At 72.5% G+C, this 24,995-nt stretch carries 21 protein-coding genes; 10 read left to right on the plus strand and 11 right to left on the minus strand.

Going from position 1 to position 24,995, the window contains the following annotated elements:
• The first annotated feature begins 106 nt into the window (after positions 1 to 106).
• Positions 107 to 1,333, plus strand: a complete 1,227-nt coding sequence (locus BX283_RS10405) for an MFS transporter (RefSeq protein ID WP_101387343.1) — start codon at positions 107 to 109, stop codon at positions 1,331 to 1,333.
• Positions 1,334 to 1,385: 52 nt separating this feature from the next.
• On the opposite strand, the gene BX283_RS10410 is transcribed toward BX283_RS10405, so the two are convergent.
• Positions 1,386 to 2,675 carry an alginate lyase family protein gene (locus BX283_RS10410; protein WP_101387344.1) on the minus strand — a complete coding sequence of 430 codons (1,290 nt, stop codon included), beginning with the start codon at positions 2,673 to 2,675 and terminating at the stop codon, positions 1,386 to 1,388.
• Between the two features lie 213 nt (positions 2,676 to 2,888).
• Here BX283_RS10410 and BX283_RS10415 point away from each other — a divergent pair, with 213 nt between their 5' ends.
• Positions 2,889 to 4,307: a uracil-xanthine permease family protein gene (locus tag BX283_RS10415; RefSeq protein WP_101387345.1), complete on the plus strand. Its 1,419-nt coding sequence runs from the start codon at positions 2,889 to 2,891 to the stop codon at positions 4,305 to 4,307.
• Here the strand turns inward: BX283_RS10415 and BX283_RS10420 are convergent.
• Complete coding sequence (locus BX283_RS10420; RefSeq protein ID WP_101387346.1) at positions 4,289 to 5,392, minus strand: glycoside hydrolase family 6 protein; 1,104 nt, start codon at positions 5,390 to 5,392, stop codon at positions 4,289 to 4,291. The two genes, BX283_RS10415 and BX283_RS10420, sit on opposite strands and share 19 nt — an antisense overlap.
• A 188-nt stretch (positions 5,393 to 5,580) precedes the next feature.
• Here BX283_RS10420 and BX283_RS10425 point away from each other — a divergent pair, with 188 nt between their 5' ends.
• Together BX283_RS10425 and BX283_RS10430 are read left to right on the plus strand one after the other, a co-directional pair.
• A complete protein-coding gene (locus tag BX283_RS10425) occupies positions 5,581 to 6,348 on the plus strand; it encodes a DUF5995 family protein (RefSeq protein WP_101387347.1) in 768 nt (255 codons plus the stop codon).
• Positions 6,312 to 7,241, plus strand: a complete 930-nt coding sequence (locus BX283_RS10430; RefSeq protein WP_101387348.1) for an LLM class F420-dependent oxidoreductase — start codon at positions 6,312 to 6,314, stop codon at positions 7,239 to 7,241. The genes BX283_RS10425 and BX283_RS10430 overlap by 37 nt, the downstream gene beginning before the upstream one ends.
• Before the next feature lie 120 nt (positions 7,242 to 7,361).
• Here BX283_RS10430 and BX283_RS10435 read toward each other — a convergent pair whose 3' ends face one another.
• Together BX283_RS10435 and BX283_RS10440 are read right to left on the minus strand one after the other, a co-directional pair.
• On the minus strand, positions 7,362 to 9,056 hold the full coding sequence (locus BX283_RS10435; RefSeq protein ID WP_101387349.1) for an NAD(P)/FAD-dependent oxidoreductase: 1,695 nt from the start codon (positions 9,054 to 9,056) through the stop codon (positions 7,362 to 7,364).
• A gap of 59 nt (positions 9,057 to 9,115) precedes the next feature.
• Positions 9,116 to 9,913 carry a carbon-nitrogen hydrolase family protein gene (locus tag BX283_RS10440; RefSeq protein ID WP_180357126.1) on the minus strand — a complete coding sequence of 266 codons (798 nt, stop codon included), beginning with the start codon at positions 9,911 to 9,913 and terminating at the stop codon, positions 9,116 to 9,118.
• Between the two features lie 308 nt (positions 9,914 to 10,221).
• Between BX283_RS10440 and BX283_RS10445 the strand changes: the two genes are divergently transcribed.
• Entirely contained in the window at positions 10,222 to 10,788 is a 567-nt protein-coding gene (locus BX283_RS10445) for a Repetin (protein ID WP_101392266.1), read from the plus strand.
• Positions 10,789 to 10,794: 6 nt separating this feature from the next.
• Here BX283_RS10445 and BX283_RS10450 read toward each other — a convergent pair whose 3' ends face one another.
• Positions 10,795 to 11,250: an Lrp/AsnC family transcriptional regulator gene (locus BX283_RS10450; RefSeq protein WP_101387350.1), complete on the minus strand. Its 456-nt coding sequence runs from the start codon at positions 11,248 to 11,250 to the stop codon at positions 10,795 to 10,797.
• Positions 11,251 to 11,260: 10 nt separating this feature from the next.
• A complete protein-coding gene (locus BX283_RS10455) occupies positions 11,261 to 12,745 on the minus strand; it encodes an amino acid permease (RefSeq protein WP_373979157.1) in 1,485 nt (494 codons plus the stop codon).
• A gap of 357 nt (positions 12,746 to 13,102) precedes the next feature.
• Between BX283_RS10455 and BX283_RS10460 the strand changes: the two genes are divergently transcribed.
• Positions 13,103 to 14,134, plus strand: coding sequence for a GDSL-type esterase/lipase family protein (locus tag BX283_RS10460; RefSeq protein ID WP_101387351.1), 1,032 nt, complete (start codon positions 13,103 to 13,105; stop codon positions 14,132 to 14,134).
• A gap of 54 nt (positions 14,135 to 14,188) precedes the next feature.
• On the opposite strand, the gene BX283_RS10465 is transcribed toward BX283_RS10460, so the two are convergent.
• The 3 genes from BX283_RS10465 to BX283_RS10475 form a co-directional block, all read right to left on the minus strand.
• A complete protein-coding gene (locus BX283_RS10465) occupies positions 14,189 to 15,670 on the minus strand; it encodes a GuaB1 family IMP dehydrogenase-related protein (protein WP_257582458.1) in 1,482 nt (493 codons plus the stop codon).
• A 98-nt stretch (positions 15,671 to 15,768) separates the two neighbouring features.
• Complete coding sequence (locus BX283_RS10470; RefSeq protein WP_101387353.1) at positions 15,769 to 16,113, minus strand: barstar family protein; 345 nt, start codon at positions 16,111 to 16,113, stop codon at positions 15,769 to 15,771.
• Complete coding sequence (locus tag BX283_RS10475) at positions 16,110 to 16,538, minus strand: ribonuclease domain-containing protein (protein WP_101387354.1); 429 nt, start codon at positions 16,536 to 16,538, stop codon at positions 16,110 to 16,112. The genes BX283_RS10470 and BX283_RS10475 overlap by 4 nt, the downstream gene beginning before the upstream one ends.
• 58 nt (positions 16,539 to 16,596) lie before the next feature.
• Between BX283_RS10475 and BX283_RS10480 the strand changes: the two genes are divergently transcribed.
• The 3 genes from BX283_RS10480 to BX283_RS10490 are packed head-to-tail and all read left to right on the plus strand — an operon-like array spanning position 16,597 to position 20,639.
• Complete coding sequence (locus BX283_RS10480; protein WP_101387355.1) at positions 16,597 to 18,141, plus strand: ATP-dependent DNA ligase; 1,545 nt, start codon at positions 16,597 to 16,599, stop codon at positions 18,139 to 18,141.
• Positions 18,142 to 18,145: 4 nt separating this feature from the next.
• Positions 18,146 to 19,474 carry a glutamine synthetase family protein gene (locus BX283_RS10485; protein ID WP_101387356.1) on the plus strand — a complete coding sequence of 443 codons (1,329 nt, stop codon included), beginning with the start codon at positions 18,146 to 18,148 and terminating at the stop codon, positions 19,472 to 19,474.
• Position 19,475: 1 nt separating this feature from the next.
• Positions 19,476 to 20,639 carry an amidohydrolase family protein gene (locus BX283_RS10490; protein WP_257582466.1) on the plus strand — a complete coding sequence of 388 codons (1,164 nt, stop codon included), beginning with the start codon at positions 19,476 to 19,478 and terminating at the stop codon, positions 20,637 to 20,639.
• Between the two features lie 138 nt (positions 20,640 to 20,777).
• Here the strand turns inward: BX283_RS10490 and BX283_RS10495 are convergent, their stop codons facing one another.
• Both BX283_RS10495 and rpe read right to left on the minus strand, forming a co-directional pair.
• A complete protein-coding gene (locus BX283_RS10495) occupies positions 20,778 to 21,830 on the minus strand; it encodes a sugar-binding transcriptional regulator (RefSeq protein ID WP_101387357.1) in 1,053 nt (350 codons plus the stop codon).
• Between the two features lie 79 nt (positions 21,831 to 21,909).
• Positions 21,910 to 22,593 (minus strand): ribulose-phosphate 3-epimerase, encoded by a 684-nt coding sequence (gene rpe / locus BX283_RS10500; RefSeq protein WP_101387358.1) that lies wholly within the window; start codon positions 22,591 to 22,593, stop codon positions 21,910 to 21,912.
• A 181-nt stretch (positions 22,594 to 22,774) separates the two neighbouring features.
• Here rpe and BX283_RS10505 point away from each other — a divergent pair, with 181 nt between their 5' ends.
• Complete coding sequence (locus BX283_RS10505) at positions 22,775 to 24,988, plus strand: MMPL family transporter (protein ID WP_101387359.1); 2,214 nt, start codon at positions 22,775 to 22,777, stop codon at positions 24,986 to 24,988.
• The last annotated feature ends 7 nt before the right edge of the window (positions 24,989 to 24,995 follow it).

Genomic DNA, 24,995 nt, shown 5'->3' on the forward strand with positions numbered 1-24,995 from the left:
CCGGGAATCCTTCCAGACGACCGGAACCCGATGGACGGCGGAGTATTTATCAGGCAGGGTTCCTGATAGTTTATCGCACACCGGAACCCAGGGGAGGGCCGCGCTGATGGCGAGCGAAGCGGACGACGGCATACGGCAGTTGAGGCGGGCCAGGATCGCGATCGCCGCGGTGTTCTGCGTCCACGGCACGGTCACCGGGAACTTCGCGACCCGGCTCCCGTGGATCCAGGACCACACCGGGGCCTCCACCGGCCTGCTCGGTCTGGCGCTGGCGTTCCCCGCCATCGGCTCGTCGCTGACGATGCCGCTCTCGGGCGCGGTCACCCACCGCTTCGGGGCGCGCCGCGCACTGCGCGGGCTGCTCGCCCTGTGGACCCTGGCCCTCGCGCTCCCGGCGCTCGCGCCGAACCTCTACACGCTCTGCGCGGCGCTCTTCGTGTTCGGGGCGACCGCGGGGATGTCGGACGTGGCCATGAACGCGCTGGGCGTGGAGACCGAGAACCGGCTCGGCCGCTCCATCATGTCCGGGCTGCACGGCCTGTGGAGCGCGGGCGCCCTGATCGGCTCGACCACCGGCACGCTCGCCGCGCACCTCGACGTCGACGCGCGCGTGCACCACCTGGTCGCGGCGACCGTCCTCACCGCCCTCGGCGCGCTCGTCTGCGGCGGCGTGCTCGACCTGCGCAGCGCGCCCGACGAGACCCCGCCGCCGCGCTTCGCCCGGCCGCCGAGGTCGGCGCTGGTCATCGGGCTCGTCGCGTTCTGCGCGGTGTTCGCCGAGGGGGCCAGCCTGGACTGGTCGGCGGTGTACCTGCGGGACACCATGGACGCCTCGGCCGGTCTCGCCGCCGCCTCGACGACCGCGTTCACCCTGACCATGGCGGTGGCGCGGATCGCGGGCGACAAGGTCGTGGACCGGTTCGGCGCGGTACGGACGGTCCGCTGCGGGGGCGTGCTGGCGACCGTCGGCGGCCTCGCGGTGGTCCTCGCGCCCGGGCCCGCCGTGGCGATGGGCGGGTTCGCGCTGATCGGCCTGGGGGTCGCGGTCGTGGTGCCGCTGGCCTTCGCGGCGGCCGGACGCAGCGGCCCCCATCCCAGCCAGGCCATCGCGGGCGTCGCCACCATCACGTACACCTCGGGTCTCATCGCCCCCTCGACCATCGGCGGCATCGCCGATCTGACCTCGCTGGTGGTGTCGTTCGGCCTGGTCACGCTGTTGGCGCTGGGGCTGGTGGCGGGGGCGGAGGTGCTGCGTACGGGAGTGCGCGCCCGGACGGGCGGCGGCCACGCGGCGAAGGCGGCGCCGGTGCGGTCCACCGACGCTGCCCAGTAGCGGCGGCCGAACCGTATGGGGGGGGCGGTTCGGCCGGGGCGCTCCTTCCGCCTCAGCCCGCGATCGAGTCCAGTTGTTCGGCGGCGGGGCGCAGCGCCCAGAGGTCGCCGGCGGGCGGGGCCTGGAGCTTCGGCACGGCCGCGCGGGCTTTCTTGTCGCCCGCGTCGGCCGCCGCGTGCACCACGTCACTGGCCGCGTACCGGTAGAACTCCAGCTCCGGGTGGGGCCAGACGGCCGCGCCGGTCGCGGCGGGCAGCAGATAGTCGACGGCCTTGAACAGGCTCTGCCCCTGCGGCCCCCGGTAGCCCCACAGGTCCACCCCGACCTGCTGGCCGATGGCGGCGAGCCGGGCGTACGCCACCAGGTCGAAGACCGAGTAGTGCCAGCTGCGGGTGCGGGCGAGCTCCTTGGGCTGGCTGCCGTCGGCGGCGATCTGCGGATCGATACGCAGCTTCCCGACGGCCCGGACCTTCTTCGCCGCGAGGGCCCTGTCGCCGGTGGCCAGCGCGAGTGCGGCGATCTGCATGTCCTGGAAGGTGCCGTGGTTGTTGTCGGCCGCCGACTCCTCCTTGCCGAACGGCGAGGTCACCAGCCAGTTCAGGAACTTCTTGTTCCAGTCGAGCATCCGCGCGCGGTCGTCCGCCCGCCAGCCCGGCGCGCCCAGGTCGAGGACGGCGACCGCGTCCAGGACGCCGGTGTACTGCTGCGAGAAGTCGATGATGCCGATCGCCCGGCCGTCGTACTTGCAGGGGATGAACTGCCCGTGGTCCAGGTTGGGGTTCATCCGGGTCGCCGGGTCCAGGAACCAGGTGCGCAGGGCGGTCGAGGCCTGTTCGGCGTACTGCGCCCGGCCGGTGTAGTACCAGGCGAGGCTGAGCGTGGTCACGGAGCTGACGACCTTGCCGAGGTCGGGCCGGTCGGTGCCGGTGTCGACCTCGGGGTTGCGCTGCCCGTCCCTCTGCACGTACGGGCAGCCCCAGGGGTTGTCGGCGGTCCTGGGCTTGGAGGGCCACCAGTACGGGGCCTGGCTGAGGTAGTCGTGGGGGTCGCCGCCCGGCGCGGGCTTCGGCTTGTCCACGACCGTCCAGGGGCCCTGCCCGAGCCAGCCGTCGGCGGCCCCGGTCAGCTTCGCCACGGCGGTGCGCAGCGCCGGGTCGCCGGCGTCGAGCCGCAGCCGCGCGTCCCGCATGCGCGCCCCGTCGACGACCACGGTGTGCGGGGCCTTCACGGCGGCGGGCTTCCTGGTGGCGGCGTGCGAGGCGGCCGGTACGAGCACCGACGCGAGCAGCGCGGCCGTGGCCAGCAGGGCCATGAGCCCGCTGCGAGATCTTCCGCCGTCCATAAGGGCATCCTCTTCGGCCGGAGTTTCACAGTCAGCCAGAGTTCACGGGATTCATATATGCGAACTCTGTTCATGGATAGGGCGGTTGGAGCGTAGGGCCAGCAGTTCCGGGTGACAATGCCTCGCGCAGGATTCACGGATGGGACCTGAGATCACGGGGCCCACTACCATTGCGCTGATTCTTCTCAGCACGGAACGAACTGGAGCAAACTCATGGGCCTCGGCGTGCGCTGGACCCTGCACGGTGACGGGCGGACCCCCGCCCCCGGCGCGGTCGTCCGTCCCGACGAGCGGCTGTCCTGGCCGCGGACGATCGGCCTCGGCGCGCAGCACGTGGTGGCCATGTTCGGCGCGTCGTTCGTCGCGCCGGTCCTGATGGGCCTGGACCCCAACCTCGCGATCATGATGTCCGGCGTCGCCACGGTCATCTTCCTGCTCGCCACCAAGGGCCGGGTGCCCAGCTATCTGGGCTGCTCCCTCTCCTTCGTCGGCGTCGCGGCCGCCATCCGGGCCACCGGCGGCACCAGCGCCACCGTCACCGGCGCCGTCTTCGTCGTCGGGATCGTGCTGTTCGCGGCGGGCCTCGCGGTGCAGCGGTTCGGCGCGCGGATCATCCACGCCGCGATGCCGCCGATCGTGACCGGCGCGGTGGTCATGCTGATCGGCTTCAACCTGGCGCCGGTCACCGCGTCCACCTACTGGCCGCAGGACCAGTGGACCGCGCTCCTGGTGATGCTCTTCACCGGGCTCGCCGTGGTCTGTCTGCGCGGCTTCTGGTCCCGGGTCGCGATCTTCCTCGGCCTGCTCTTCGGCTACGGCGTCTCCTGGCTCTTCGACCGCCTCTTCGGCAAGATCCACTCGGTCGCGGGTGCGGGCGAGGCCACCGACCACTGGCGCCTGGACCTCTCCGGCGTCGGCCGGGCCGACTGGATCGGCCTGCCCTCCTTCCATGCCCCGCACTTCGAGTGGTCCGCCATCCTGGTCGCCCTGCCCGTCGTGATCGCGCTCGTCGCCGAGAACGCCGGGCACGTCAAGGCCGTCGGCGAGATGACCGGCGACGACCTCGACGACAAGCTGGGCACCGCGATCGCCGCGGACGGCGCCGCCTCGATGCTCTCCACCGCCGTCGGCGGCCCGCCCAACACCACGTACTCCGAGAACATCGGCGTCATGGCCGCCACCCGCGTCTACTCGACCGCCGCCTACTGGGCCGCCGCCGCCTTCGCGCTGCTCTTCGGCGTCTGCCCCAAGTTCGGCGCGATCGTCGCGGCCATCCCCGGCGGCGTACTCGGCGGCATCACCGTCATCCTGTACGGCATGATCGGCCTCCTGGGCGCCCAGATCTGGATCAACGCCAAGGTGGACCTGCGCAATCCGCTGAACCTGGTCCCGGCGGCCGCGGGCATCATCATCGGCATCGGCGGCGTCACGCTGAAGTTCACCGACGACTTCCGGCTCAGCGGGATCGCGCTGGGCACCATCGTGGTCATCACCGGCTACCACGTGCTGCGCGCCCTGGCCCCGGCCCATATGAAGGAGCAGGAGCCGCTGCTCGACGAGGGCACGTCGTCGTACGACGAGGCCGGCGCCGGGGACGAGGCGGCCGAAGGGGCTCAGCGCGCCAAGTCGTAGGCGTAGTCGGGGGTGAAGCTGCCCGCCGCGCCCCGGCAGCCGTCGGACTCGCCGGGCACCTTCACCCACAGATAGGCGTCGACGCGCGCCTCGCCCGTGTGGGTGGTGGGGGCGTGTCCCAGCGCCCGCCCGGCCGGGTCGCACCACTGCCCGTCGGGCGGCGCTCCCCTGCCGTTGCGGCTGGTGTCGATCACCGCGCCCAGCCGCGCGGGACCGCCCAGCGCCTTGAGCACCCGCCGCGCGTACGCCACCTCGTCGGAGGTGCGGTGGAAGTTGGAGACGTTGGTGAAGACGCCGTCGCCGCTGGTGGCCGCGCCCGCCGCGCGCAGCAGGCCCGCCATCTCCTCGGCGTCGCGCCATCCGGAGTGGCCCGCGTCGAAGTACACCCTGGCCCGGGCGTCGGCGGCGTGGATCGCGCGCCCCGCCCTGGCCAGCGAGGCGAACCGGGCGGCGCGCTCGCTCTCGGAGAGGCAGTCCGACTGGGCGATCGCGTCCGGCTCCAGGACCACGATGACCGGTGAACGCCCGAGCCCCGCCGCGAAGTTCCCCATCCAGGTGTCGTACGCCTCCAGGCTCGGCGCACCGCCCTGGGAAGCGCCGCCGCAGTCCCGGCCGGGAATCGCGTACGGGACGAGCACCGGCACCCGGCCCTGCCCGGCCGCCGCCGAGGTCACCGCCCGCACCTCGCGGGTGATCGCGCCGGGGTCGTACTCGGTGAACCAGACCGCCGTCGGCTGGTCCGCGATCCGCCGCTCGATCAGCGCCCGCCGGGGGTCGTCCGGGTGGGCCCGCACCCAGTCCAGGACCTGCGAGTCGGGCGAGCGGTAGAGCGCGGCGGAGACCGCGGACCGCGGCGGCGACGGGGTGGCCGAGGGCTTCGGGGCGGGGGACGGGCTGGCCAGGCGCGGCGTCGCGCGCGTGGCGGACGGCGTCGCGGACGGCGAGGTGGGCACGGCGGGCAGGGTCACCGTGGCGGGCGACGCGGTCGCCGTGGGCCGGGCCGTGTCCTCGCCCCCGCCCCCGAGGGCCGCCACGGCGCCCGAGACCGCGCCGACGGCCGCGACGGCGCAGGCCAGCGAGACCATGGCGGTGCGCCGCGCGGCCGAACGGCGCTCGGCTCTGTCGTCCCGGCGTCTGCGCGCGCGTGACGGCGGTGTTCCCGACACCGTGAACTCCCCTCCCCCGAGGCCCCGATGGCCCCTCGTTCACCCGTTCCGGGGAAGCCCCGGGCCCGGCGACGTCCCGAAAAGCGCGGTGCTGGGACGCTGCCCTCATGGTGCTGATCGAACAGCGGGCAGGTGGAACGGCGCTCTCCGGGGTGTCGGTGGACACCGTAGCGGTGCGGATGCGGGCGCTGCGCGCGAGCCTGCCGCCCAAGGACGGCCTGGCCGTCTTCAACCGGGTCTATCTGGCGGTCACCGAGGAGATCGGCCGGTCCCTCACCGGGGGCGCGTTCGACGACCCCCGGGCCGCGGCGACGCTGGACGTACTCTTCGCCGGGCGCTATCTGCGGGCGGTCGACGCGGTGGCGGCGGGGCTGCGGCCGCCCGCCTGCTGGCGGCCGCTGTTCCAGTACCGGCGCCACCCCGGCGTACGCCCGCTCCAGTTCGCGCTCTGCGGCATCAACGCCCACATCGGGCACGACCTGGCGCTCGCCGTCGTCGACAGCTGCCGCGTCCTGGGGTGCGAACCGGAGGAGCTCGAGCGGGACTTCGAACGGGTCGGCGACACGCTGGTGGCCCTTGAGGAGCGGGTGCGCGAGGAGCTGATGCCCGGGCCCGACCTGCTGGAGATCGCGGACCCGCTCACGCACCTGCTGGCGTCGTGGAGCCTGGAGCGGGCGCGGGACGCGGCCTGGTCGTCGGCCCGGTTGCTGTGGAGGCTGCGGGAACTTCCTGACCTCTCCCGGGAGTTCAGGGAGCGGATGGACGCGGGTGTCGGCCTGGTGGGGCGGTGCCTGCTGACGCCTTACGCAGATCCTTCTTCCGCACGAGGAGTTCACCCATGGCGATCCGGCTCGGACTCGGCCTTCCGCAGATGAGGCAGTACGACATCGGCCGCGACATCCCCGCGGTCGCGCGCGCTGCCGAGGAGCTGGGCTACGAGAGCCTGTGGGTGTTCGAGCGGGTGCTCTTCCCGACGCCCGCGACCCAGGGGCTGTACGGAATACCGGGCCTGGCCTGGCCGGACGCCTACCGGTCGGTGGCCGACCCGCTGGTCTCGCTCACCCTCGCGGCAGCGGCCACCGAGCGGGCGCGCCTGGGCACCAGCGTGCTGGTGGCCCCGCTGCACATGCCGTTCCAGCTGGCCCGCTCGCTCGCCTCGCTGGACGCGGCGAGCGGCGGCCGGGTCCTCGCGGGGATCGGCACGGGCTGGTCCCTCGACGAGTACGCGGCGGCGGCCGTGGCGCCGTTCGAGCAGCGCGGCAAGGTGCTCGACGAGACGCTGGACGTGTTCGCGGCGGTCTGGGGCCCGGACCCGGTCGCGTACGAGGGCGAGTTGACCACCATCGCCCCCTCCGAGGTCGGCCCCAAGCCGGCCCGGCCGATCCCGGTGTACCTCGCGGCGGCGGGCCCGAGGGCGGTGCGCCGGGTGGTGGACCGGGCGGACGGCTGGATGCCGGTGGCCCAGGGCGCGGCGCAGCTCGGCGAGGCGTGGCACAAGCTGCGGGAGCAGGCCGCCGAGCGCGGCCGGGAGCGCCCGCTGGAGGTGTGCGTCCGCGTGAACGCGCGGTACACCCCGAAGCCGTACGAGAACGGCGAGCGCCCGCCGTTCACCGGCAGCGCGGCCCAGATAGTGGAGGACCTGGTGGCCCATGCCCACGAGGGCATAGGCGAGTTCCTGCTCGACCTCCAGGGCTCCGCGCGCGACGCGGAGGAGCTGAAGGACGTGGCGGCGGAGGTGTACGGGCTGGCGCGCGCGGCGGGGCTGTGACAGCGGCGGAGCTGTAACAGCGGACCGGCGGCAACCGGACGGACCGAAACGGAACGGGCCCGGGGGCAGAAGCCCCCGAGCCCGTCGCGATCAGCGGCCCTCTTGGGCCACCGGCGGCCGTCAGTCCTCCGGCAGCTCGACCGGCGCGATCTCGTCGTAGACGTCGCCCGGGCCGGGGTTGGTGGCGTCCGTGGCGCCGCCGAGGTGGTGCATGACGCCCCACACCGCGTTCAGGGCGGTCTGCACCGCGCCCTCGGCCCAGCCCGCCGTCCAGGAGATGTCGTCGCCCGCGAGGAAGATGCCCCGCTTGTCCTCGGGCAGCGAGTCCTGCATGAAGTGCGTGAACAGACGGCGCTGGTAGCGGTAGTGGCCCGGCAGGTTCGCCTTGAACGCGCCCATGAAGTAGGGCTCGTTCTCCCACGACACGGTCACCGGGTTGCCGATGATGTGCTTGCGGATGTCGACCTTCGGGTAGATCTCGCCGAGCGACTTGAGCATGACCTCCATGCGCTCGTTCGCCGACAGCGGGAGCCACTTCAGGCTGTCGTCGCACCAGGTGTAGGAGAGGCAGATGACGGCGGGCTGGTCCGGCCCGTTGTCCAGCAGGTAGGTGCCTCGGGTCATCCGGTCCGTGAGCGTCATCGACATGACGTCCCGGCCGGTCTCCTCGTCCTTGTCCAGCCAGAACGGCCTGTCCACCGGAATGAAGAGCTTCGAGCTCTCCATGTAGTGGGTGCGTTCCATCGCCGTCCAGTGGTCGATCGGGAACAGCGAGTCGTCGCACTCGATCTTGGACAGCAGCATCCACGACTGCGCGGTGAAGATCGCCGCGCGGTAGGTGCGGATGTCTCCGGAGGCGTCGGTGACGGTGATGCGGTTGCCGGCCGTGCGGTGCAGACGCGTCACCGCCGGGCGCGGGGTGCCGTCGTGCAGGGAGGACAGCGAGGTGCCCTGCGCCCAGTGGACGATCTTCTCGGGCTCGCGCTCCCACAGGCGCAGCGGCAGCTGCTGCGAGCCGCCGACGATGCCGCGGTGGTGGTCGTCCGCCTCGGTGTAGACGACGCGCAGGATCTCCAGGATGGAGTTCGGGAAGTCGGTGTCCCAGCCGCCGGTGCCGAAGCCGACCTGGCCGAAGATCTCGCGCTTGCGGAAGGACTGGAAGGCCTCGGACTTGCAGAGGTAGCCGTAGAAGGTCTCGTCGTCGAGCTTCTCGACGAGCCGGGCCCAGATCTCGCGGATGCGCGGGACGTCCCGCTCGCGCATCGCGGTGTTCATGTCCGAGAAGTCGGCGCCCTCTTCGAGGCAGGCGTTCCACGCCTCGGCGACGTCGCGGTAGATCTGCGGCAGGTCCGCGATCGTCTCCGCGTAGTGGGTCTCGCCCTTGAGGTCGACGACCGTCGACGGGGTGGCCTCGGCGAGCGGGTTCGGGAACGGCTCGGTGACCAGGCCGACGAGGTCGATGTAGTGCTGGAGCGCCGTCGAGGAGGGCGGGAAGCGCATCGCGCCCATCTCGGCGGTCAGACCGGCCGTGCCGGGCCCGTCGAACTCGACGGTGCGCAGCCGCCCGCCGATCTGGTCGGCCTCGTACACGACGGGCTTGAGGCCCATCTTCATCAGCTCGTACGCGGAGATGATGCCGGACAGACCGCCGCCGATGACGGCGACCTCGGTGCCGTGCTCGGTCGCGGGTATCTGGCCGAGCCCGGCCGGGTGGGCCAGGAAGTCGTCGTACGCGTAGGGGAAGTCCGGACCGAACATGGTGATCGGCGGCTGGCCGTCGGTGTGCGGGACAGCGGTGGGCACCGTGGACGTCATGGGGTACGGACTCCTTGCGCGGTACGAAGGGGGGTGGGGGCGGGCCGGAAGGGTCCGGGTCAGACGAGGGAGGTGTAGAGGCCGGGGCGGCGGTCCCGCAGATACGGGTTGCCGGCGCGCGAGGCGGCCAGGAACTCGGGGTCGGCGTCGCCGACGACCAGTTCGGCCTCGCGGCCCGCGCGGGCCCGGGCGGTGCCGTCGGGCCCGGCCAGGCAGCTCAGCCCGACGAACTCGAACTCGCCCTCGGTGCCGGTCCGGTTGACGTACGCGATGTACATCTGGTTCTCGAAGGCGCGCACCGGCACCACGGACTCGGCGACGAACTGGAAGGGGTGCATCTGCGCGGTGGGCACCAGGAGGAGGTCGGTGCCGGCCAGCGCGTGCGCCCGGACGTTCTCGGGGAACTCCACGTCGTAGCAGATCATCATCCCCAGCCGCAGCCCGTTCAGCTCGGCCTGGACGACCTGCTGGTCGCCGGGGGTGAACCACTCCTGCTCGAAGCAGCCGAAGAGGTGGGTCTTGCGGTAGTTCGCGAGGCGCCGCCCGTCGGCGTCGATGAGCTGCGCCGAGTTGTAGACGGTCTCGCCGTCCCGCTCGGGGTAGCCGTAGACGACCGCGAGCCCGTGGCGCACGGCGATCTCGGCGACGGCCTGCGCCCCGGGGCCGTCGGCGGCCTCGGCGAGCCTGGGCACGTCGTCCCCGATGGCGTAGCCGGTGAGGAACATCTCGGCGGTGACCAGCAGACCCGCTCCGGTCGCCGCGGCCCGGGCCGCCGCCTCGTCCAGCACCTTCAGGTTCGCGGCGACGTCACCCGGACGGCCGGAGCTCTGAAGCAGGGCGGTGCGCAGCGGCGGCATGGCAGACCTCGGGGGCGTAAGGGGGTGGAGGGGTCGCATATGACGGTACGTTCCGGCCTTCGGCCCGGACAAGGCGCGACCGTTGCGCGCCGGAGGATGATTCATTGCGCGTCGGTGGCCTTCGGCGGTGATTCGTTGCGTGGCGTTGACGGGGCCCTTACGCCTGGGGGCGTACGTGGGGACCCGCTTCCCCCGCCGCACGGCGGAGGCGGTCCCTCCTCGGGTGCGATGTGGCGGACCCCGCGGCGGCGGGAAGCTGAATGCGCCCGGAGGAACCGGGCCACCACGACCGCTTCGGAGGACCCGCCATGAACCGCCCCGCCCTCACTCGCCCCCGTACCCGCACTCTGGCGCTGGCCGCGGCCCTGCTGATCGGGGCGGGCGCCGCCGGGTCGGCGGTGGCCTCCGACAACGGGGCCGGACCGGGCGCGCCGCGCGAGGCGGCCGCGCTGACGGGCACGGCCAAGCTCTACCGCCCGGCCGGTGACGACATCACTTTCTCCTTCGACGCGCATCTGGCGGCGCGGGACGTCAAGGACCCGGAGAAGGCGTTCGGCACGTTCACCTTCCGGCACGTCTTCCCGGACGGCCGGACCGGGACGGCCAAGGCGAAGGTGGACTGTCTGGTCACCGGCGGCAAGGTCGCGGTGGTGACCGGGATCGTCACCGACACCGACACCCCGTTCAAGGGCAAGCGCGTCGGTGTCTCGGTCCACGACCAGGGCACGCACGACCGGCTCGGCTACAGCTGGATCGGCTCGGAGGACGAGGCGACCAAGAAGCTGCCCAAGTGCATGAGCGCCGCCCCCTTCGAGAAGGTCAAGGCGGGCACGGGCGACTTCCACGTGCTGCCGTGGCAGGTCCCGTACAAGTAGAGCCGGTCAGGCGGGCGAGCCCGACGAGAACCGCCTCAGCAGGGGGGACAGCACCAGGACCGACTTGGTGCGCTCCACGTACGGCTCGCCCGCGATCCGTTCGAGGACCCGCTCGAAGTGGCGCATGTCCGAGGCGAAGACCTGGACGATCGCGTCCGCCTCACCGGTGACGGTGGAGGCGGACGCGACCTCGGGGTACCGCTCCAGCCCGCGCCTGATGGCGTCGGGCGAGGTGTTGCGGCGGCAGTAGATCTCGATGAAGCCCTCGGTCTCCCAGCCGAGCGCCGCGGGGTCCACCCGGACGGTGAATCCGGTGATGGCCCCCTCGGCGCGCAGCCTGTCCACGCGCCGCTTCACGGCGGGCGCGGACAGGCCGATCAGCGAGCCGATGTCGGCGTAGGAGCGGCGGGCGTCTTCAGCGAGCGCGTGGACGATGCGCTCGTCGAGGTCATTGAGTCGCACTGCGGGTGGATCACTTCTCTGCGGATGCGGTCTCCGTGGCCGTGGCCAGTCGGGAGCGGCGGATGCCGTATCCGAAGTAGATCACGAGACCGACGGCCATCCAGCCACCGAAATACTGCCAGGTGATCCCCGGCAGGTTCCACATCAGATAGCCGCAGCTGAGGAAGCCGAGCACCGGGATCACCCAGCCGAACGGCACCCGGAAGGTGCGGTGCATCTCGGGGCGGGTGCAGCGCAACACCACTACGGCGACGTTGACCAGGGCGAAGGCGAAGAGCGTACCGATGCTGGTGGCGTTCGCCAGCTCGCCGAGCGGGATCGCGGCCGCGAGCACACCGCAGAACAGCGACACGATGACGGTGTTCACGACCGGCGTCTTGGTGCGCGTGCTGACCTTGGCGAAGGTCTTCGGCACCAGGCCGTCGCGGGACATCGCGAAGAGAATGCGGGTCTGCCCGTACAGCACGGTCAGGACGACACTCGCGATCGCGATCACGGCGCACGCGGCGAGGAGCGTGGCCCAGAAGGACTGACCGGTGACGTCCTTCATGATCCCGGCCAGGGCCGCCTCCGAGCCCTCGAACTTGTCCCAGGGGCGGGCGCCGACCGCGACGACGGCGACGAGGACGTACAGCGCGGTGACGATGACCAGCGAGAGCATGATCGCGCGCGGCAGGTCGCGCTTGGGGTCCTTCGCCTCCTCACCGGCCGTGGAGGCGGCGTCGAAGCCGATGTACGAGAAGAAGAGCGTCGAGGCCGCGCCGCTGACGCCCGCGGTGCCCATCGGCATGAAGTCCGAGTAGTTGCCCGACTTGAAGCCGAGGAAGCCGATCACGCAGAACAGCACGAGCGCGGCCATCTTCACGCACACCATGATCGTGTTGGCGCGGGCCGACTCACGGGCGCCGCCGAGCAGCAGCACCATCGCGAGCACGACCACGATCAGCGCGGGAAGGTTGAAGTACCCGCCGTCGCCCGGCGGCGCGGCGATCGCGTCCGGGATGGTGACGCCTATCGTCCCGTCCAGGAACTCGTTGAGGTACTGGCCCCAGCCGACGGCCACGGCAGCGACCGAGACGCCGTACTCCAGGATCAGGCACCAGCCGCAGATCCAGGCGATGAACTCACCGAGCGTTGCGTAAGCGTACGAGTACGACGAGCCCGCGACCGGGATGGTGCCGGCCAGTTCGGCGTAGGCGAGGGCCGAGAACAGCGCGGTGAGACCGGCGATGACGAAGGAGATCGTGACGGCCGGACCGGCCTCGGGAACGGCCTCGCCGAGGACGACGAAGATGCCCGTGCCGAGCGTGGCGCCGATGCTGATCATCGTGAGCTGCCACATGCCGAGGGTGCGGCGCAGAGTGCCGCCCTCGCCCTTGCCACCCTCGGCGACCAGCAGTTCTACCGGCTTGCGCCGCATCAGCGGATTGCCGGGCCGCTTCGCCCCAGCGGCGGGTGCTTCTGCGGCGGGGGGCGCTGTGCCGTGGTCCAACACTTCAGTGGGCTCCTTGTCGCTGCCTTCGGAAGCCGACGACCGCGACGGTCCGGCCGTTCCCCTACGAGGGGGGAATCCGGGCATGACTGAGCACACCGTGGCCGGTACCGCCGAGCAGGCGGTCGCCGCCACTCCACGTATGGCGAGAAGAGTAAAGGGTTCCGCTTCCCGCTCGTAATGCAGCAACCTTGCGCATCGGTGAATGATCATTGCGCACAAGGGCGACGGATGGGTGTTTGTTGCGCATCAGCGTTCGATCCGTGCGCGAAGGGTGCTCATCGCTGCTCGTCGGCGGGGTAGGAGTGAAGTCCCGCACGTCCCTGGCGGGAGGGTCCGAAGACGATCGGTGGTGCCTGGGTGAACTGGCTGGATCCGGAGCCGTTTCTGCGCGGAGTCGCCTGGCGGGGCACATCGGGCAGGCCGCTGCGCGCCGACCCGGCGCAGCTCGGCCGGCTGCCCCTGGACGTCGTCGAACGGGCCGCGCTGCCGGTCGGCGTACGGCTGGAGTTCACCGCCGAGGGCGCCTCGGCGGTCGAGATCCGCTACCGGGCGGAGGTGCCCGAGCCGTCGCAACCGCTCGCCCCGCTCGCCCACACCTTCTCGGTCTGGACGAGCGAGCGCCAAGTGGCCGAGACGACGGTCCCACCGGCGGGGGAAGCGCTGGTCCGGCTTCAACTGCGGCCCGGCGCGGGCCCGTTCACCGTCCACCCGCCGCAGGCCGTGGCACCCCGGATACTGGCCCTGCGCGGCATCGGCGGCACCCTGCGGCCCGTGCCCGCGGGGCCGCGCTGGCTGGTCCACGGCGACTCCATCACCGAGGGCTGGTGGTCGACGCGCCCCGCCCACGCCTGGCCCGCCGTCGCCGGGCGGGCGCTCGGCCTGGACACCGTCAACCTCGGATACGCGGGATCCGCGCGCGGCGAACTGGCCACCGCCGGACAGCTCGCGTCCCTGCCCGCCGACGCGCTGACCCTCGCGTTCGGCACCAACTGCTGGTCGGACGTGCCGAGTTCGGCGCCGCTGCTGTACGAGACGACGCGCGCGTTCCTGGCCCTGGTGCGCCGGGGCCACCCGCGCACCCCGCTCCTGCTGCTCTCCCCGCTGCTGCACCCGGCGGCCGAACACACCCCGAACGCCCTGGGCGCCACGCTGAGCGCCTTGCGCGCCGCGATGGAGGCGGCGGCCCAGGAGCGCGTGAAAGACGGCGACAGCCACCTCTACGTGCTTCCTGGCCGCAACCTGCTACAACCCGAGGACCTGGCAGACGGCCTGCACCCGAACGACACCGGCCACGAGAAGATCGCGGCAGCGGTGACGAAGACACTGGGCCCGCACCTGAAGAAATGGGCCCCCCGCGCATACGGCACGGGGGGCCCACGTCTTACCTAGGGGCGCGGGGAACTGCGCGACCAGCCACAACCGACCCGCAGACGAACCCCGGGCCTAACTCCAGCTGGCATGCAGCGGCTTGCCCTCGGCGTAACCGGCCGCGGACTGGATCCCCACGACCGCCTTCTCCTCGAACTCCGCCAGCGAGCTCGCGCCCGCGTACGTGCACGAGGACCGCACACCCGCGATGATCGAGTCGATCAGGTCCTCGACGCCCGGCCGGCTCGGGTCGAGGAACATCCGCGAGGTGGAGATGCCCTCCTCGAACAGCGCCTTGCGGGCCCGGTCGTACGCGGACTCGTCGCTCGTACGGTTGCGGACGGCACGCGCCGAGGCCATGCCGAACGACTCCTTGTAGAGACGGCCGTCGGCGGTCTGCTGGAGGTCGCCCGGGGACTCGTACGTACCGGCGAACCAGGAGCCGATCATGACGTTGGAGGCACCGGCGGCGAGCGCCATGGCGACGTCGCGCGGGTGGCGCACACCGCCGTCGGCCCACACGTGCTTGCCGTACTTCTTCGCCTCGGCGGCGCACTCCAGGACCGCGGAGAACTGCGGGCGGCCCACGCCCGTCATCATCCGGGTGGTGCACATGGCGCCGGGGCCCACACCGACCTTGATGATGTCGGCGCCGGCCTCGATGAGGTCGCGCACGCCCTCGGCGGCGACGATGTTGCCCGCGACGATCGGGACCTGCGGGTCGAGGCCGCGCACGGCCTTGATCGCGGAGATCATCGACTCCTGGTGGCCGTGCGCGGTGTCGACGACGATCGTGTCGGCGCCGGCGTCCAGGAGCTGCTTGGCCTTGCCCGCCACGTCACCGTTGATGCCGACGGCGGCGGCGATGCGCAGCTTGCCCTCGGCGTCGGTGGCCGGGCTGTACAGGGTCGCGCGCAGGGCGCCCTTACGGGTGAGGATGCCGGCCAGGCGGCCGTCCTTGTCCACGGCCGGGGCGTAGCGGCGGTTGGCGTTGTCGAGCTTGTTGAACGCCTCGCGCGGGTCGATGTCCGCGTCGAGCAGCAGCAGGTCCCTGGACATGACCTCGGAGAGCTGCGTGAAGCGGTCGACGCCGGTCAGGTCCTCGTCGGTGACGACGCCGACCGGGCGCTGGTCGCCGTCGACGACGACACCGGCGTTGTGGGCGCGCTTGGGCAGCAGCGCCAGCGCGTCGGCGACGGTCTGCGTCGGGGCGAGGACGATCGGGGTGTCGAGCACGTGGTGACGTGTCTTGACCCAGGTGATGACGTCGGTGACGACCTCGATCGGAATGTCCTGCGGAATGACGACGATGCCGCCGCGGCGCGCCACGGTCTCGGCCATCCGCCGTCCCGCGATGGCCGTCATGTTGGCGACGACCAGCGGGATCGTGGTGCCCGTGCCGTCGGGCGAGGCCAGGTCGACGCCCTGGCGGGAGCCCACCGCGGAGCGGCTGGGGACCATGAACACATCGTCGTACGTCAGGTCGTACGGCGGCTTGATGTCGTTGAGGAAACGCACGTGCAGAACATCCCAGTCGATCGGAGTGACCCCAGGCATTTCAGCCGGGGCTAAACGCACGTACTTCATTGTCCCATGTTCGGGTGATTGCGCCGCCCGGGCCGATCATCCAGGGCTTGGGCAGTGCCCTGGTGGGATCACACGAAGGCGCCGAGCGCGAGCACCACGGCGAGGGTGCCGCCGTCGCCGTCGCCCGCCGCCTCGTCGAACACGTCCCGGGCGGTCTCCCACTCGTCGGGGCGCGCCGCCGCGTACCCCTGCCAGCGCCGCACCACGAGGAGGCGGCCGGGTTCGGCCGGGCCCCAGTCGGGGTCGCCCAGGCAGTCGGCGAGGGCGTCCCAGTTCCGGCCGAACCACTCCGGCAGGCGCAGCGCGCGGGCGCAGCGGTCCATGAAACCGGCCTTGTCGGTGACCCCGGCGAGGTCGAGCACGTCGACCTGCCAGCCGGAGGCCCGTACGGCGTCGAACGGGTCGGCCGTCATCGCAGCACCGCCTTGAACGTCTTGTAGTGGTCGCCGGTGTAGTAGACCTCGCCGCTCTGCCCGGTGACCAGGCGCCGGGCGCCGCGGTCGCGCGACTTCGGAGTGGTGACCGTGTACTCGTGGTAGTAGCCGCGCTTCTGCTGCGGCAGGGCCTTCTCGAAGTTCCCGAAGACCGTCCCGTCCTTGGCGTACGGGAACGGGCCGCCCTGGTCGATCAGCTTCAGGGTCTGCTGGGCCTCGGGCGGCAGCTGGGAGGCGCGGACGGTGGCCCTGCCCTTGGCCCAGCCGGGGGTGGCGGCGGTGCTGGAGGCGGCGGCCCCGGAGGGCTTCGCCTCCTTCTTCGACGCTCCCCCGCACCCCGCGAGCAGGAGCGCCAGACACGCGAGCAGGACGGCGACGGTCGTTCGGGCGGACCTGGTGAGCATGGGCCGATGCTGTCATCCAGAGCCTGCGGGCGCGAACGCGCCGGGTGACGATGAGGGCATGCTCCTCGCCGATGTGGCCCTCACCTCCCGGGAGATCGCGGCGACCTCCTCCCGTACGGAGAAGTCCGCGCTGCTCGCCGCGCTGTTCCGCCGGACCGCGCCGGACGAGGCCCCGCTGGTGGTCACCTATCTGGCGGGACGGCTGCCGCAGCGCCGCACCGGGCTCGGCTGGAGCACGCTCAAGGACCGCCCGCCGCCCGCCGCGAGCCCCGCCCTGACGGTCCAGGAGGTCGACGCGGCGCTCGACCGGATCTCCGCCCTGGCGGGCAAGGGCGCCGGGAGCGAGCGCAAGCGGCTCGCGCGTGAGCTGATGGCCGCCGCCACCGAGGAGGAGCAGCGCTTCCTGATCGGCCTGATCACCGGCGAGGTCCGCCAGGGCGCGCTGGACGCGGCCGCCGTGGAGGGGCTCGCCGAGGCGGCCGGCGCCCCGGCGGCGGACGTGCGGCGCGCGGTGATGCTCGGCGGCTCGCTGGGGACGGTGGCCGCGGCGCTCCTCGGCGGCGGCACCGACGCGCTCGCCGCCTTCCGGCTGGACGTGGGCCGGCCCGTGCTGCCGATGCTGGCGCAGACCGCCAAGGACGTGGACGAGGCGCTGGACCGGCTCGGCCCGTGCGCGGTGGAGGAGAAGCTCGACGGCATCCGGGTCCAGGTGCACCGCGACGGCGAGGAGGTGCGGATCTTCACCCGTACGCTCGACGAGATCACCGGACGGCTGCCCGAAGTGGCCTTCGCCGCCCGGGAGTTGACGGCACAGCGGGCGATCCTCGACGGCGAGGTGATCGCGCTTGACCTGGAGGGGCGGCCGCGGCAGTTCCAGGACATCGCGGGCCGGGTCGGCTCGCGGCTGGATGTGGCCGGGGCGCAGGACCGGTTGCCGCTGTTTCCGGTCTTTTTCGATCTGCTCTCGGTGGACGGCCGCGATCTGCTCGACCTCTCCGTACGGGAGCGCGCCGCGGAGCTCGTCCGGGTGGCGCCCGAGCCGCGCCGGGTGCGGCGGGTGGCGGTGGAGGACCCGGACGACCCCGAACAGCGCGCGGCGGCACGGGAGTTCGCGGCCCTGACGCTGGAGCGCGGCCACGAGGGCGTGGTGGTGAAGGCGCTGGACTCGGCCTACAGCGCGGGCCGCAGGGGCGCCTCCTGGCTCAAGGTCAAGCCGGTGCACACCCTCGACCTGGTGGTGCTCGCGGCCGAGTGGGGACACGGCCGGCGCACCGGCACGCTGTCCAATCTGCACCTGGGCGCCCGCCGCCCGGACGGCTCCTTCGCCATGCTGGGCAAGACTTTCAAGGGCCTCACGGACGTGCTGCTCGCCTGGCAGACCGAGCGGCTGAGGGAGCTGGCGGTGGCCGAGGAGCCGTGGGGGGTGCGGGTGCGGCCGGAACTCGTCGTAGAGATCGCCTTCGACGGGGTGCAGAGATCGTCGCGCTACCCGGAGGGGGTGACACTGAGGTTCGCGCGGGTAGTGCGCTACCGCGAGGACAAGAGCGCCTCGGAGGCGGACACGGTCGCCACGGTGAAGGCACTGGGCGGCGGGAGGGACTGAACAAGTGCGGTCGGAGCAGGTGCGGGAGCGGGTACAGCGGGCCCGGCAGGAGGCGGCGCGGCTGGCCGCCGAAGGGGTTCGCGCGGTGGCGCTGACCTCGGTGGACAACGCGGGCATCGCGCGCGTGAAGGCGGTGCCCGCGGGCCGCCTCCCGGCGGTCGTGGAGCGCGGGGTCGGCATGTCGCCGTGCTTCGACGCCTTCCTGGTGGACGACTCGGCCACCTCCAGCCGCTACAGCGGCGGCCCGGACGGCGATCTGCGGCTCTTCCCCGATCTGGACCGGCTCACCGTGCTCGCCGGACAGCCCGGCTGGGCCTGGGCCCCGGTCGACCGCTACGACCAGCAAGGGGGTGAACACCCGGGCTGCCAGCGGCTGTTCGCCAAGCGGATGACGCGCCGGGCCGCCGAGCGGGGCCTGTCGCTGCGGATGGGCTTCGAGACGGAGTGGACGGTCTCGCCCTCCCTCGAAGGCCCGGCGTACGGGATGGCGCGGGTCGTGGAGCGCTCCGCTTACGTGGGTGATGTGCTCGGCGCACTCCTGGAGCAGGGCGTGGAGGTGCTCCAGATCCACCCCGAGTACACCGAGGGCCAGTTCGAGGTGTCGGTGGCCCCCGCCGATCCGGTGGGCGCGGCGGATCTGGCGGTGCTGGTGCGCGAGACGATCCGCGCGGTGTCGGTACGGCACGGGCTCACCCCGCTCTTCGGCCCGGTCGTCACGGCGGGCGGCGTCGGCAACGGCGCCCACCTCCACCTCAGCCTCTGGCAGGAGGGCCGCAACCTGTGCGGCGGCGGGGACGGCCGCTTCGCCATGACGTCGGACGGCGAGTCGTTCCTCGCGGGCGTCCTGGCGGCCCTGCCCGCCCTCCTCGCCGTCGGCGCCCCCTCCCCCGCCAGCTACCTCCGCCTGGAACCCTCCCGCTGGGCCGGCGCGTTCCAGTGCTGGGGGCTGGAGAACCGGGAGGCCGCCCTCCGCTTCATCGCCGGCGCACCCGGCGACCCGGACGCCGCCAACGCCGAGGTCAAGTGCTTCGACCCGGCCGCCAACCCGTATCTGGCGGTGGGCGCGGTGATCGCGGCGGGCCTGGCGGGCCTGGACGCGAAGGCGATGCTGCCGGATCCGGTCACGGGTGACCCGGCGGTGGTCGGCGGCCGCCCCCGGCTCCCCGCCTCCCTGCCCGAGGCGCTGCGCCACTTCACCGCCTCCGACGTGCTGCGCGAGGCGATGGGCGACCCGCTCTTCGAGTCGTTCGCGGCGGTCCGCCAGGCGGAGGCGGCCCTGTTCGAGGGCAAGTCCGCCCAGGAGATCGCGGACGCGACGCGGGGAAGGTACTGAGGTGGCGGGAACGGACGCCCCCCGGAGCACCGCCGTGCAGGCACCGCCGGGCACCCTCCTCGACCACCACTGCCACGGCGTGCTGCGCACCGACCCCGACCCGGCGGCCTTCGAGGCGTTCCTGACCGAGGCCGACGGGCCCGCCGCGCCCGGCACCAGCTTCTTCGACACCCAGCTCGGCTTCGCGGTACGCCGCTGGTGCCCGCCGCTGCTCGGTCTGGAGCCGCACTGCGCGCCGGAGCGCTATCTGGCCCGGCGCCGCGAGCTCGGCGCCCGCGAGGCGACCCGGCTGCTGCTGCGGGGCAGCGGCATCGGGGCGTACGTCATGGACACCGGCCTCCCCGGGGACATCACCGGGCCCGCCGAACTCGCCGAGCTGAGCGGCGCCCCCGTCCACGAGATCGTGCGCCTGGAGCGGCTGGCCGAGCTCGCCGCCGACACGACCGGGGACGCGGACGCGTTCCTGGCGGAGGTGGCGGCGGGGATCCGCTCCGCGGCGAACACGGCGGTGGGCTTCAAGTCGGTGGCCGCGTACCGCTACGGGCTCGACCTCGCCCCCGAGCCGCCCGCGCTCCACGAGGTGCGCGAGGCGGCGGCGAATTGGCTGAAAAAACGGCCGAAGGGCGACCGCCCGAGAGAGAAGGACGACCGGCTGAGGGATCCGGTCCTGCTGCGCCATCTGCTGTGGTCGGCGGTGGCCACCCGGCTCCCGCTCCAGCTGCACACCGGTTTCGGCGACCCGGACCTGCGGCTGCACCGCTGCGACCCGCTGCTCCTGACCGACTTCATCCGGGCCACGCGCCGCTCCGGCACCCCGCTGATCCTGCTGCACGGCTACCCGTACCACCGCAACGCGGCCTATCTCGCCCACGTCTATCCGCACGTGTACGCGGACATGGGCCTCACCCTCAGCCACACGGGCGCCCGGGCCGGCGCCGTACTGGCCGAGATGCTGGAGCTCACCCCGTTCGGCAAGCTCCTGTTCTCGACGGACGCGTACGGCCTGCCCGAGCTGTACGTGGTCGGCGCCCGCCTCTTCAGGGAGGGCCTGGACGAACTGCTGGGGACCTGGACGGGTTCGGGGGCGTGGTCACGTACGGACGCGGACAGGGTGGCGGAGCTGCTGGCGAGCAGGAACGCCGAGCGGGTGTACAGCGCCCCGTAGCGCCCTGGACACGCGGGTGTGCAGCACCACCGTCCCCCTAAGGGGCGCGGGGAACTGCGCGACCAGCCATCCACGGTCCGCAGACGAAAGGGGGCCGGGGGCGAAGCCCCGGAAAGGGGCCCGGCCCCGCCGGAGGACTCAGTCCCCGTCGGGGTCGGCCCGGTCCAGCGCGGGCCGAGGCTGCGCGCCGGTCTCATGCAGCAGGAAATCGGCCGCGGCGGTGTCCGTCACCAGGCTGGTGACGAGGCCGGACCGCAGCACCGCGTCGATGGCGGACGCCTTCCGCTGCCCCCCGGCGATCGCCACGACCTCCGGGATCCGCCGCAGCCGGTCCGCCTCGACCGTGATGCACCGCTCCCCGAGGTCCCGGCCGACCCGGCGGCCCTCCGCGTCGAAGAGGTGCGCGGACATCTCCGCCGCGACGCCGAGCGAGGCGTAGTGCGCCCGCTCCTCGTCGGTCAGCATGTCGTGCACCGTGGAGATGCCCGGCTCCCACGAGCCGATGGAGACCGCCGCGACCGTCACCTTGTCGAAGTACTCGAAGGCCCGCGCGATCCCGGTCTGGTTGCGCAGCGCGGCCGCGGTGGCCGCGTCCGGCAGCAGCATCGGCGCGTAGATGGGGTGGGCGTCGCCGCCGGAGACCTGGGCGGCGCGCCGCACGGCCTCCACCGAGCCGCGCTCGGCCGTGCCCGCGTCGTACACCCCGGTGAGCTGCACGACCGTGCACGGCGGCAGCCGGTCGAGGGCCGCGGCCATGTGGATGGTGGACCGGCCCCAGGCCAGACCGAGCACATCGCCCTCGCTGACCAGCTCGCCGAGCAGGTCAGCGGCGACCTCGCCGAGGTTCTCCGGGTCGGGCGACGACTCGTCCTCGCCGGCCTCGGGGGACTCGACGACGACGGCGTGCCGCAGCCCGTACCGGGCGCGCAGCGCGTCCGAGCGCTCCGCGTCCAGCTCGGCCGGGACGCGGATCTCGATCCGCACCAGGTCGCGTTCGAGGGCGGTCTCCAGGACCCGGGCCACCTTGAAGCGGCTGACGCCGAACTCCTCGGCGATCTGGATCTTGGACTTGCCCTCCAGATAGAAGCGGCGGGCCATGGCCGCCGCCTGCACCAGCTCCGCGGGTCCCATCCGCAGGGCTGACCGACCCGCCGACATTGCAGACACCGCGATCTCCTCACTGCTGTTCACACTCTGGACTCGCTGTTCATCCTGTCAGATCCAACGGTCCTTGATCAGCCCCGTAGGGCCGCGTTCACCGAGCCGTGGCTCAGTGGCCGCATGCCCATGGGGCGCTCGCCGTGCTGCGTTCCGCCATGGAGCGCAGGGTACGCACCGCGTCGGCGGGGTCCTTCGCTCCGTATACGGCCGACCCGGCCACGAAGACGTCCGCGCCCGCCTCCGCGCACCGCTCGATGGTCGTCGCGGAGACCCCGCCGTCCACCTGGAGCCACAGTTCGAGGCCGTGCTTGGAGATCAGCTCCCGGGTGCGGCGGATCTTCGGCAGCATCACGTCCAGGAACGGCTGGCCGCCGAAGCCCGGCTCCACGGTCATGATGAGCAGCATGTCCAGCTCGGGCAGCAGGTCCTCGTACGGCTCGATGGGCGTCGCGGGCTTGAGCGCCATCGACGCCCGCGCCCCCTTGGCCCGGATCTCCCGCGCGAGCCGCACCGGCGCGGCGGCGGCCTCCGCGTGGAAGGTGACCGATCCGGCCCCCGCCTCGACGTACTGCGGGGCCCATCGATCCGGGTCCTCGATCATCAGATGGCAGTCCAGCGGGGTCTCCGTCGCCCGGCGCAGGGATTCCACGATCGGCACGCCGAGCGTGAGGTTCGGCACGAAGTGGTTGTCCATGACGTCCACGTGCAGCCAGTCGGCGCCTTCGACGGCCTTGGCCTCTTCGGCGAGGCGTGCGAAGTCGGCGGAGAGAATGCTGGGGTTGATCTGAGCCATGCCCCAAGCCTGCCATGCCTCGCACCACTTGCCTGCCACGGTACGGATACGGGGCCCCCGGGAGGCGAGACCTACGTCTCTCCTACGACTCGCCGGAGCGCGAGACTCCGTGTAATCCTGGTGTTTCAGGCCATTTCGGAAGCGGCATCCCGCGCCGACCGCGGGCCCCCTGGGGGACGTGATGTCCGACGCGCGCAACCACCCTGACCTCAGCGAAGAACGCCCCGCGGCGACCGGGCGGGCCCCCGGCCCCCGCGGAGTCGCGTGGCTGGTCTGCGGCCGCCGTACCAAATGGCTGGTGCTCGTCCTCTGGCTGATCGTGGTCGCGGTCGCCTTCCCGCTGGCGCAGAAGCTCACCGACGCCCAGGACAACGACGCCACCTCGTGGCTGCCCGGCAGCGCCGAGTCCACCCAAGTCTTCAACTCCGCCAAGGCGTTCAGGCCGGAGGAGGTCCCGGCGATCGTCGTCTACGCGCGCGACGGCGGCCTCACCGTCGCCGACAGGCAGAAGATCGGCGCCGACGCGACGGCGATGCGCGCGATGAGCGCGGACGGGATCCAGGGCGCCCGCGTCCAGGGCCCGCAGTTCGACGCCGGTGCCACCGCCGCGCAGATCCTCGTGCCGATCAAGATGGACAAGAACGGCTGGAACCACATCGCGGACGCCGTGGACCGGCTGCGCGACCGGTCGGGGACCGGCGACAACGGGCTCCAGGTGCACATCACCGGCCCGGGCGGCACCTCCGCCGACTTCGCCAAGGCCTTCTCCGGCATCGATTCGACCCTGCTCTTCTCGGCGCTCGCGGTGGTCGTGGTGATGCTGTTGATCACGTACCGCAGTCCCACGCTGCTCCTGGTGCCGGTGATCTCCGTGGTCTGGGCGCTGTCCGCCGCGCAGGCGCTGATCTATCTGCTGGCCCGGCACGCGGGCCTGACCGTCAACGGCCAGAGCGCGGGCATCCTCACCGTGCTGGTCTTCGGCGCGGGCACCGACTACGCGCTGCTGCTCGTCTCCCGCTACCGCGAGGAGCTGCGCCGCCACGAGGACCGGCACGAGGCGATGGCGCGCGCCCTGCACCGGGCCGGGCCCGCGGTCCTCGCCAGCGGCGCCACGGTGGTCCTGGGCATGCTGGTGCTGATGGTGGCCGAGATGAACTCCACCAAGGGCCTCGGCCCGGTCGCGGCCATCGGCGTCGCGGTCGCGCTGCTCGCCATGCTCACGCTGTTCCCGGCGCTCCTGGTGATCTTCGGCCGGTGGATCTTCTGGCCGGTCAAGCCGGTCTTCGGCTCCCTGGACCCGACCGCGCGCGGGGTCTGGGCCCACACCGGCCGCCGCATCGCCACCCGTCCCCGTACGGTCTGGGTGACGACCGCCGTGGTGCTCGCGGCGTGCTCGCTCGGCCTGCTCCAGCTGAAGGCGGACGGGCTGAGCAACGCGGACTCGTTCACCGGGAAACCGGACTCGATCGTGGGTGCCGAGGTGCAGGCGAAGCACTTCCCCGCGGGCAGCGGCGACCCCCTGGTGATCATTACGGCGGCGGACAAGGCGGCGGACGTACGCCGGGCCGTCGCGGCCACCGACGGCGTGGTGCCCGCGTCGATCGGGGTGCCACCGGGCACCGCGGCCGAGCACGACGGCGAGGTCCTGCTCGAAGCCACCATGACCGCGAGGCCGGACAGCGACGCGGCGCACGCGACCGTCGAGCGGGTGCGGGACGCCGTCCACGCGGTGCCCGGCGCGCACGCCCGGGTGGGCGGCGGCACGGCCGCGGTCCTGGACATGGAGAAGGCCACCACGCACGACAACAAGCTGGTCATCCCGCTGGTGCTGCTTGTGGTGCTGTGCGTCCTGGCGATCCTGCTGCGGGCGCTGGTCGCGCCGCTGCTGCTGATCGCGACGGTGGTGCTGTCGTTCGCGGCGGCGCTGGGCATCAGCGCGCTCGCCTTCCGCCATCTCTTCGACTACGCGGGCGAGTCCACCGACTTCCCGCTCTTCGTCTTCGTCTTCCTGGTGGCGCTGGGCATCGACTACAACATCTTCCTGTCCACCCGGATCCGCGAGGAGGCGGCCCACCAGGGCACCCGCCGGGGCGTGGTGACCGCCCTGGCCGCCACCGGCGCCGTGATCACCTCGGCGGGCCTGGTCCTGGCGGGCACCTTCGCGGTGCTCGGCACCCTGCCGATGACGGGCTTCGCCGAGATCGGCTTCGCGGTGGCGCTGGGCGTGCTGCTCGACACCTTCATCGTCCGCTCGATCCTGGTGACGTCGCTGTTCCTGGACGTGGGGCGGCGGGTGTGGTGGCCGCACCGGTTGTCGGGCCGCGCCGACAACGGGCGCGGGGAACTGCGCGACCAGCCACCACCAAGCCGCACCGTCAACGAAACGCGCGGCTGAGGAAACA

Source organism: Streptomyces sp. TLI_146 (assembly GCF_002846415.1).
In the GTDB taxonomy this organism is placed as follows: domain Bacteria; phylum Actinomycetota; class Actinomycetes; order Streptomycetales; family Streptomycetaceae; genus Streptomyces.

What these genes read in the sequence shown, in the direction of transcription:
- BX283_RS10445 (WP_101392266.1), top strand. Translation starts at nt 10,222, where the DNA reads ATGAACCGCCCCGCCCTCACTCGCCCCCGTACCCGCACTCTGGCGCTG.
- BX283_RS10440 (WP_180357126.1), bottom strand. Translation starts at nt 9,913, where the DNA reads ATGCCGCCGCTGCGCACCGCCCTGCTTCAGAGCTCCGGCCGTCCGGGT.
- rpe (WP_101387358.1), bottom strand. Translation starts at nt 22,593, where the DNA reads ATGGCTCAGATCAACCCCAGCATTCTCTCCGCCGACTTCGCACGCCTC.
- BX283_RS10480 (WP_101387355.1), top strand. Translation starts at nt 16,597, where the DNA reads ATGCTCCTCGCCGATGTGGCCCTCACCTCCCGGGAGATCGCGGCGACC.
- BX283_RS10410 (WP_101387344.1), bottom strand. Translation starts at nt 2,675, where the DNA reads ATGGACGGCGGAAGATCTCGCAGCGGGCTCATGGCCCTGCTGGCCACG.
- BX283_RS10430 (WP_101387348.1), top strand. Translation starts at nt 6,312, where the DNA reads ATGGCGATCCGGCTCGGACTCGGCCTTCCGCAGATGAGGCAGTACGAC.
- BX283_RS10425 (WP_101387347.1), top strand. Translation starts at nt 5,581, where the DNA reads ATGGTGCTGATCGAACAGCGGGCAGGTGGAACGGCGCTCTCCGGGGTG.
- BX283_RS10465 (WP_257582458.1), bottom strand. Translation starts at nt 15,670, where the DNA reads ATGCCTGGGGTCACTCCGATCGACTGGGATGTTCTGCACGTGCGTTTC.
- BX283_RS10435 (WP_101387349.1), bottom strand. Translation starts at nt 9,056, where the DNA reads ATGACGTCCACGGTGCCCACCGCTGTCCCGCACACCGACGGCCAGCCG.
- BX283_RS10405 (WP_101387343.1), top strand. Translation starts at nt 107, where the DNA reads ATGGCGAGCGAAGCGGACGACGGCATACGGCAGTTGAGGCGGGCCAGG.
- BX283_RS10415 (WP_101387345.1), top strand. Translation starts at nt 2,889, where the DNA reads ATGGGCCTCGGCGTGCGCTGGACCCTGCACGGTGACGGGCGGACCCCC.
- BX283_RS10470 (WP_101387353.1), bottom strand. Translation starts at nt 16,113, where the DNA reads ATGACGGCCGACCCGTTCGACGCCGTACGGGCCTCCGGCTGGCAGGTC.
- BX283_RS10475 (WP_101387354.1), bottom strand. Translation starts at nt 16,538, where the DNA reads ATGCTCACCAGGTCCGCCCGAACGACCGTCGCCGTCCTGCTCGCGTGT.
- BX283_RS10505 (WP_101387359.1), top strand. Translation starts at nt 22,775, where the DNA reads ATGTCCGACGCGCGCAACCACCCTGACCTCAGCGAAGAACGCCCCGCG.
- BX283_RS10420 (WP_101387346.1), bottom strand. Translation starts at nt 5,392, where the DNA reads ATGGTCTCGCTGGCCTGCGCCGTCGCGGCCGTCGGCGCGGTCTCGGGC.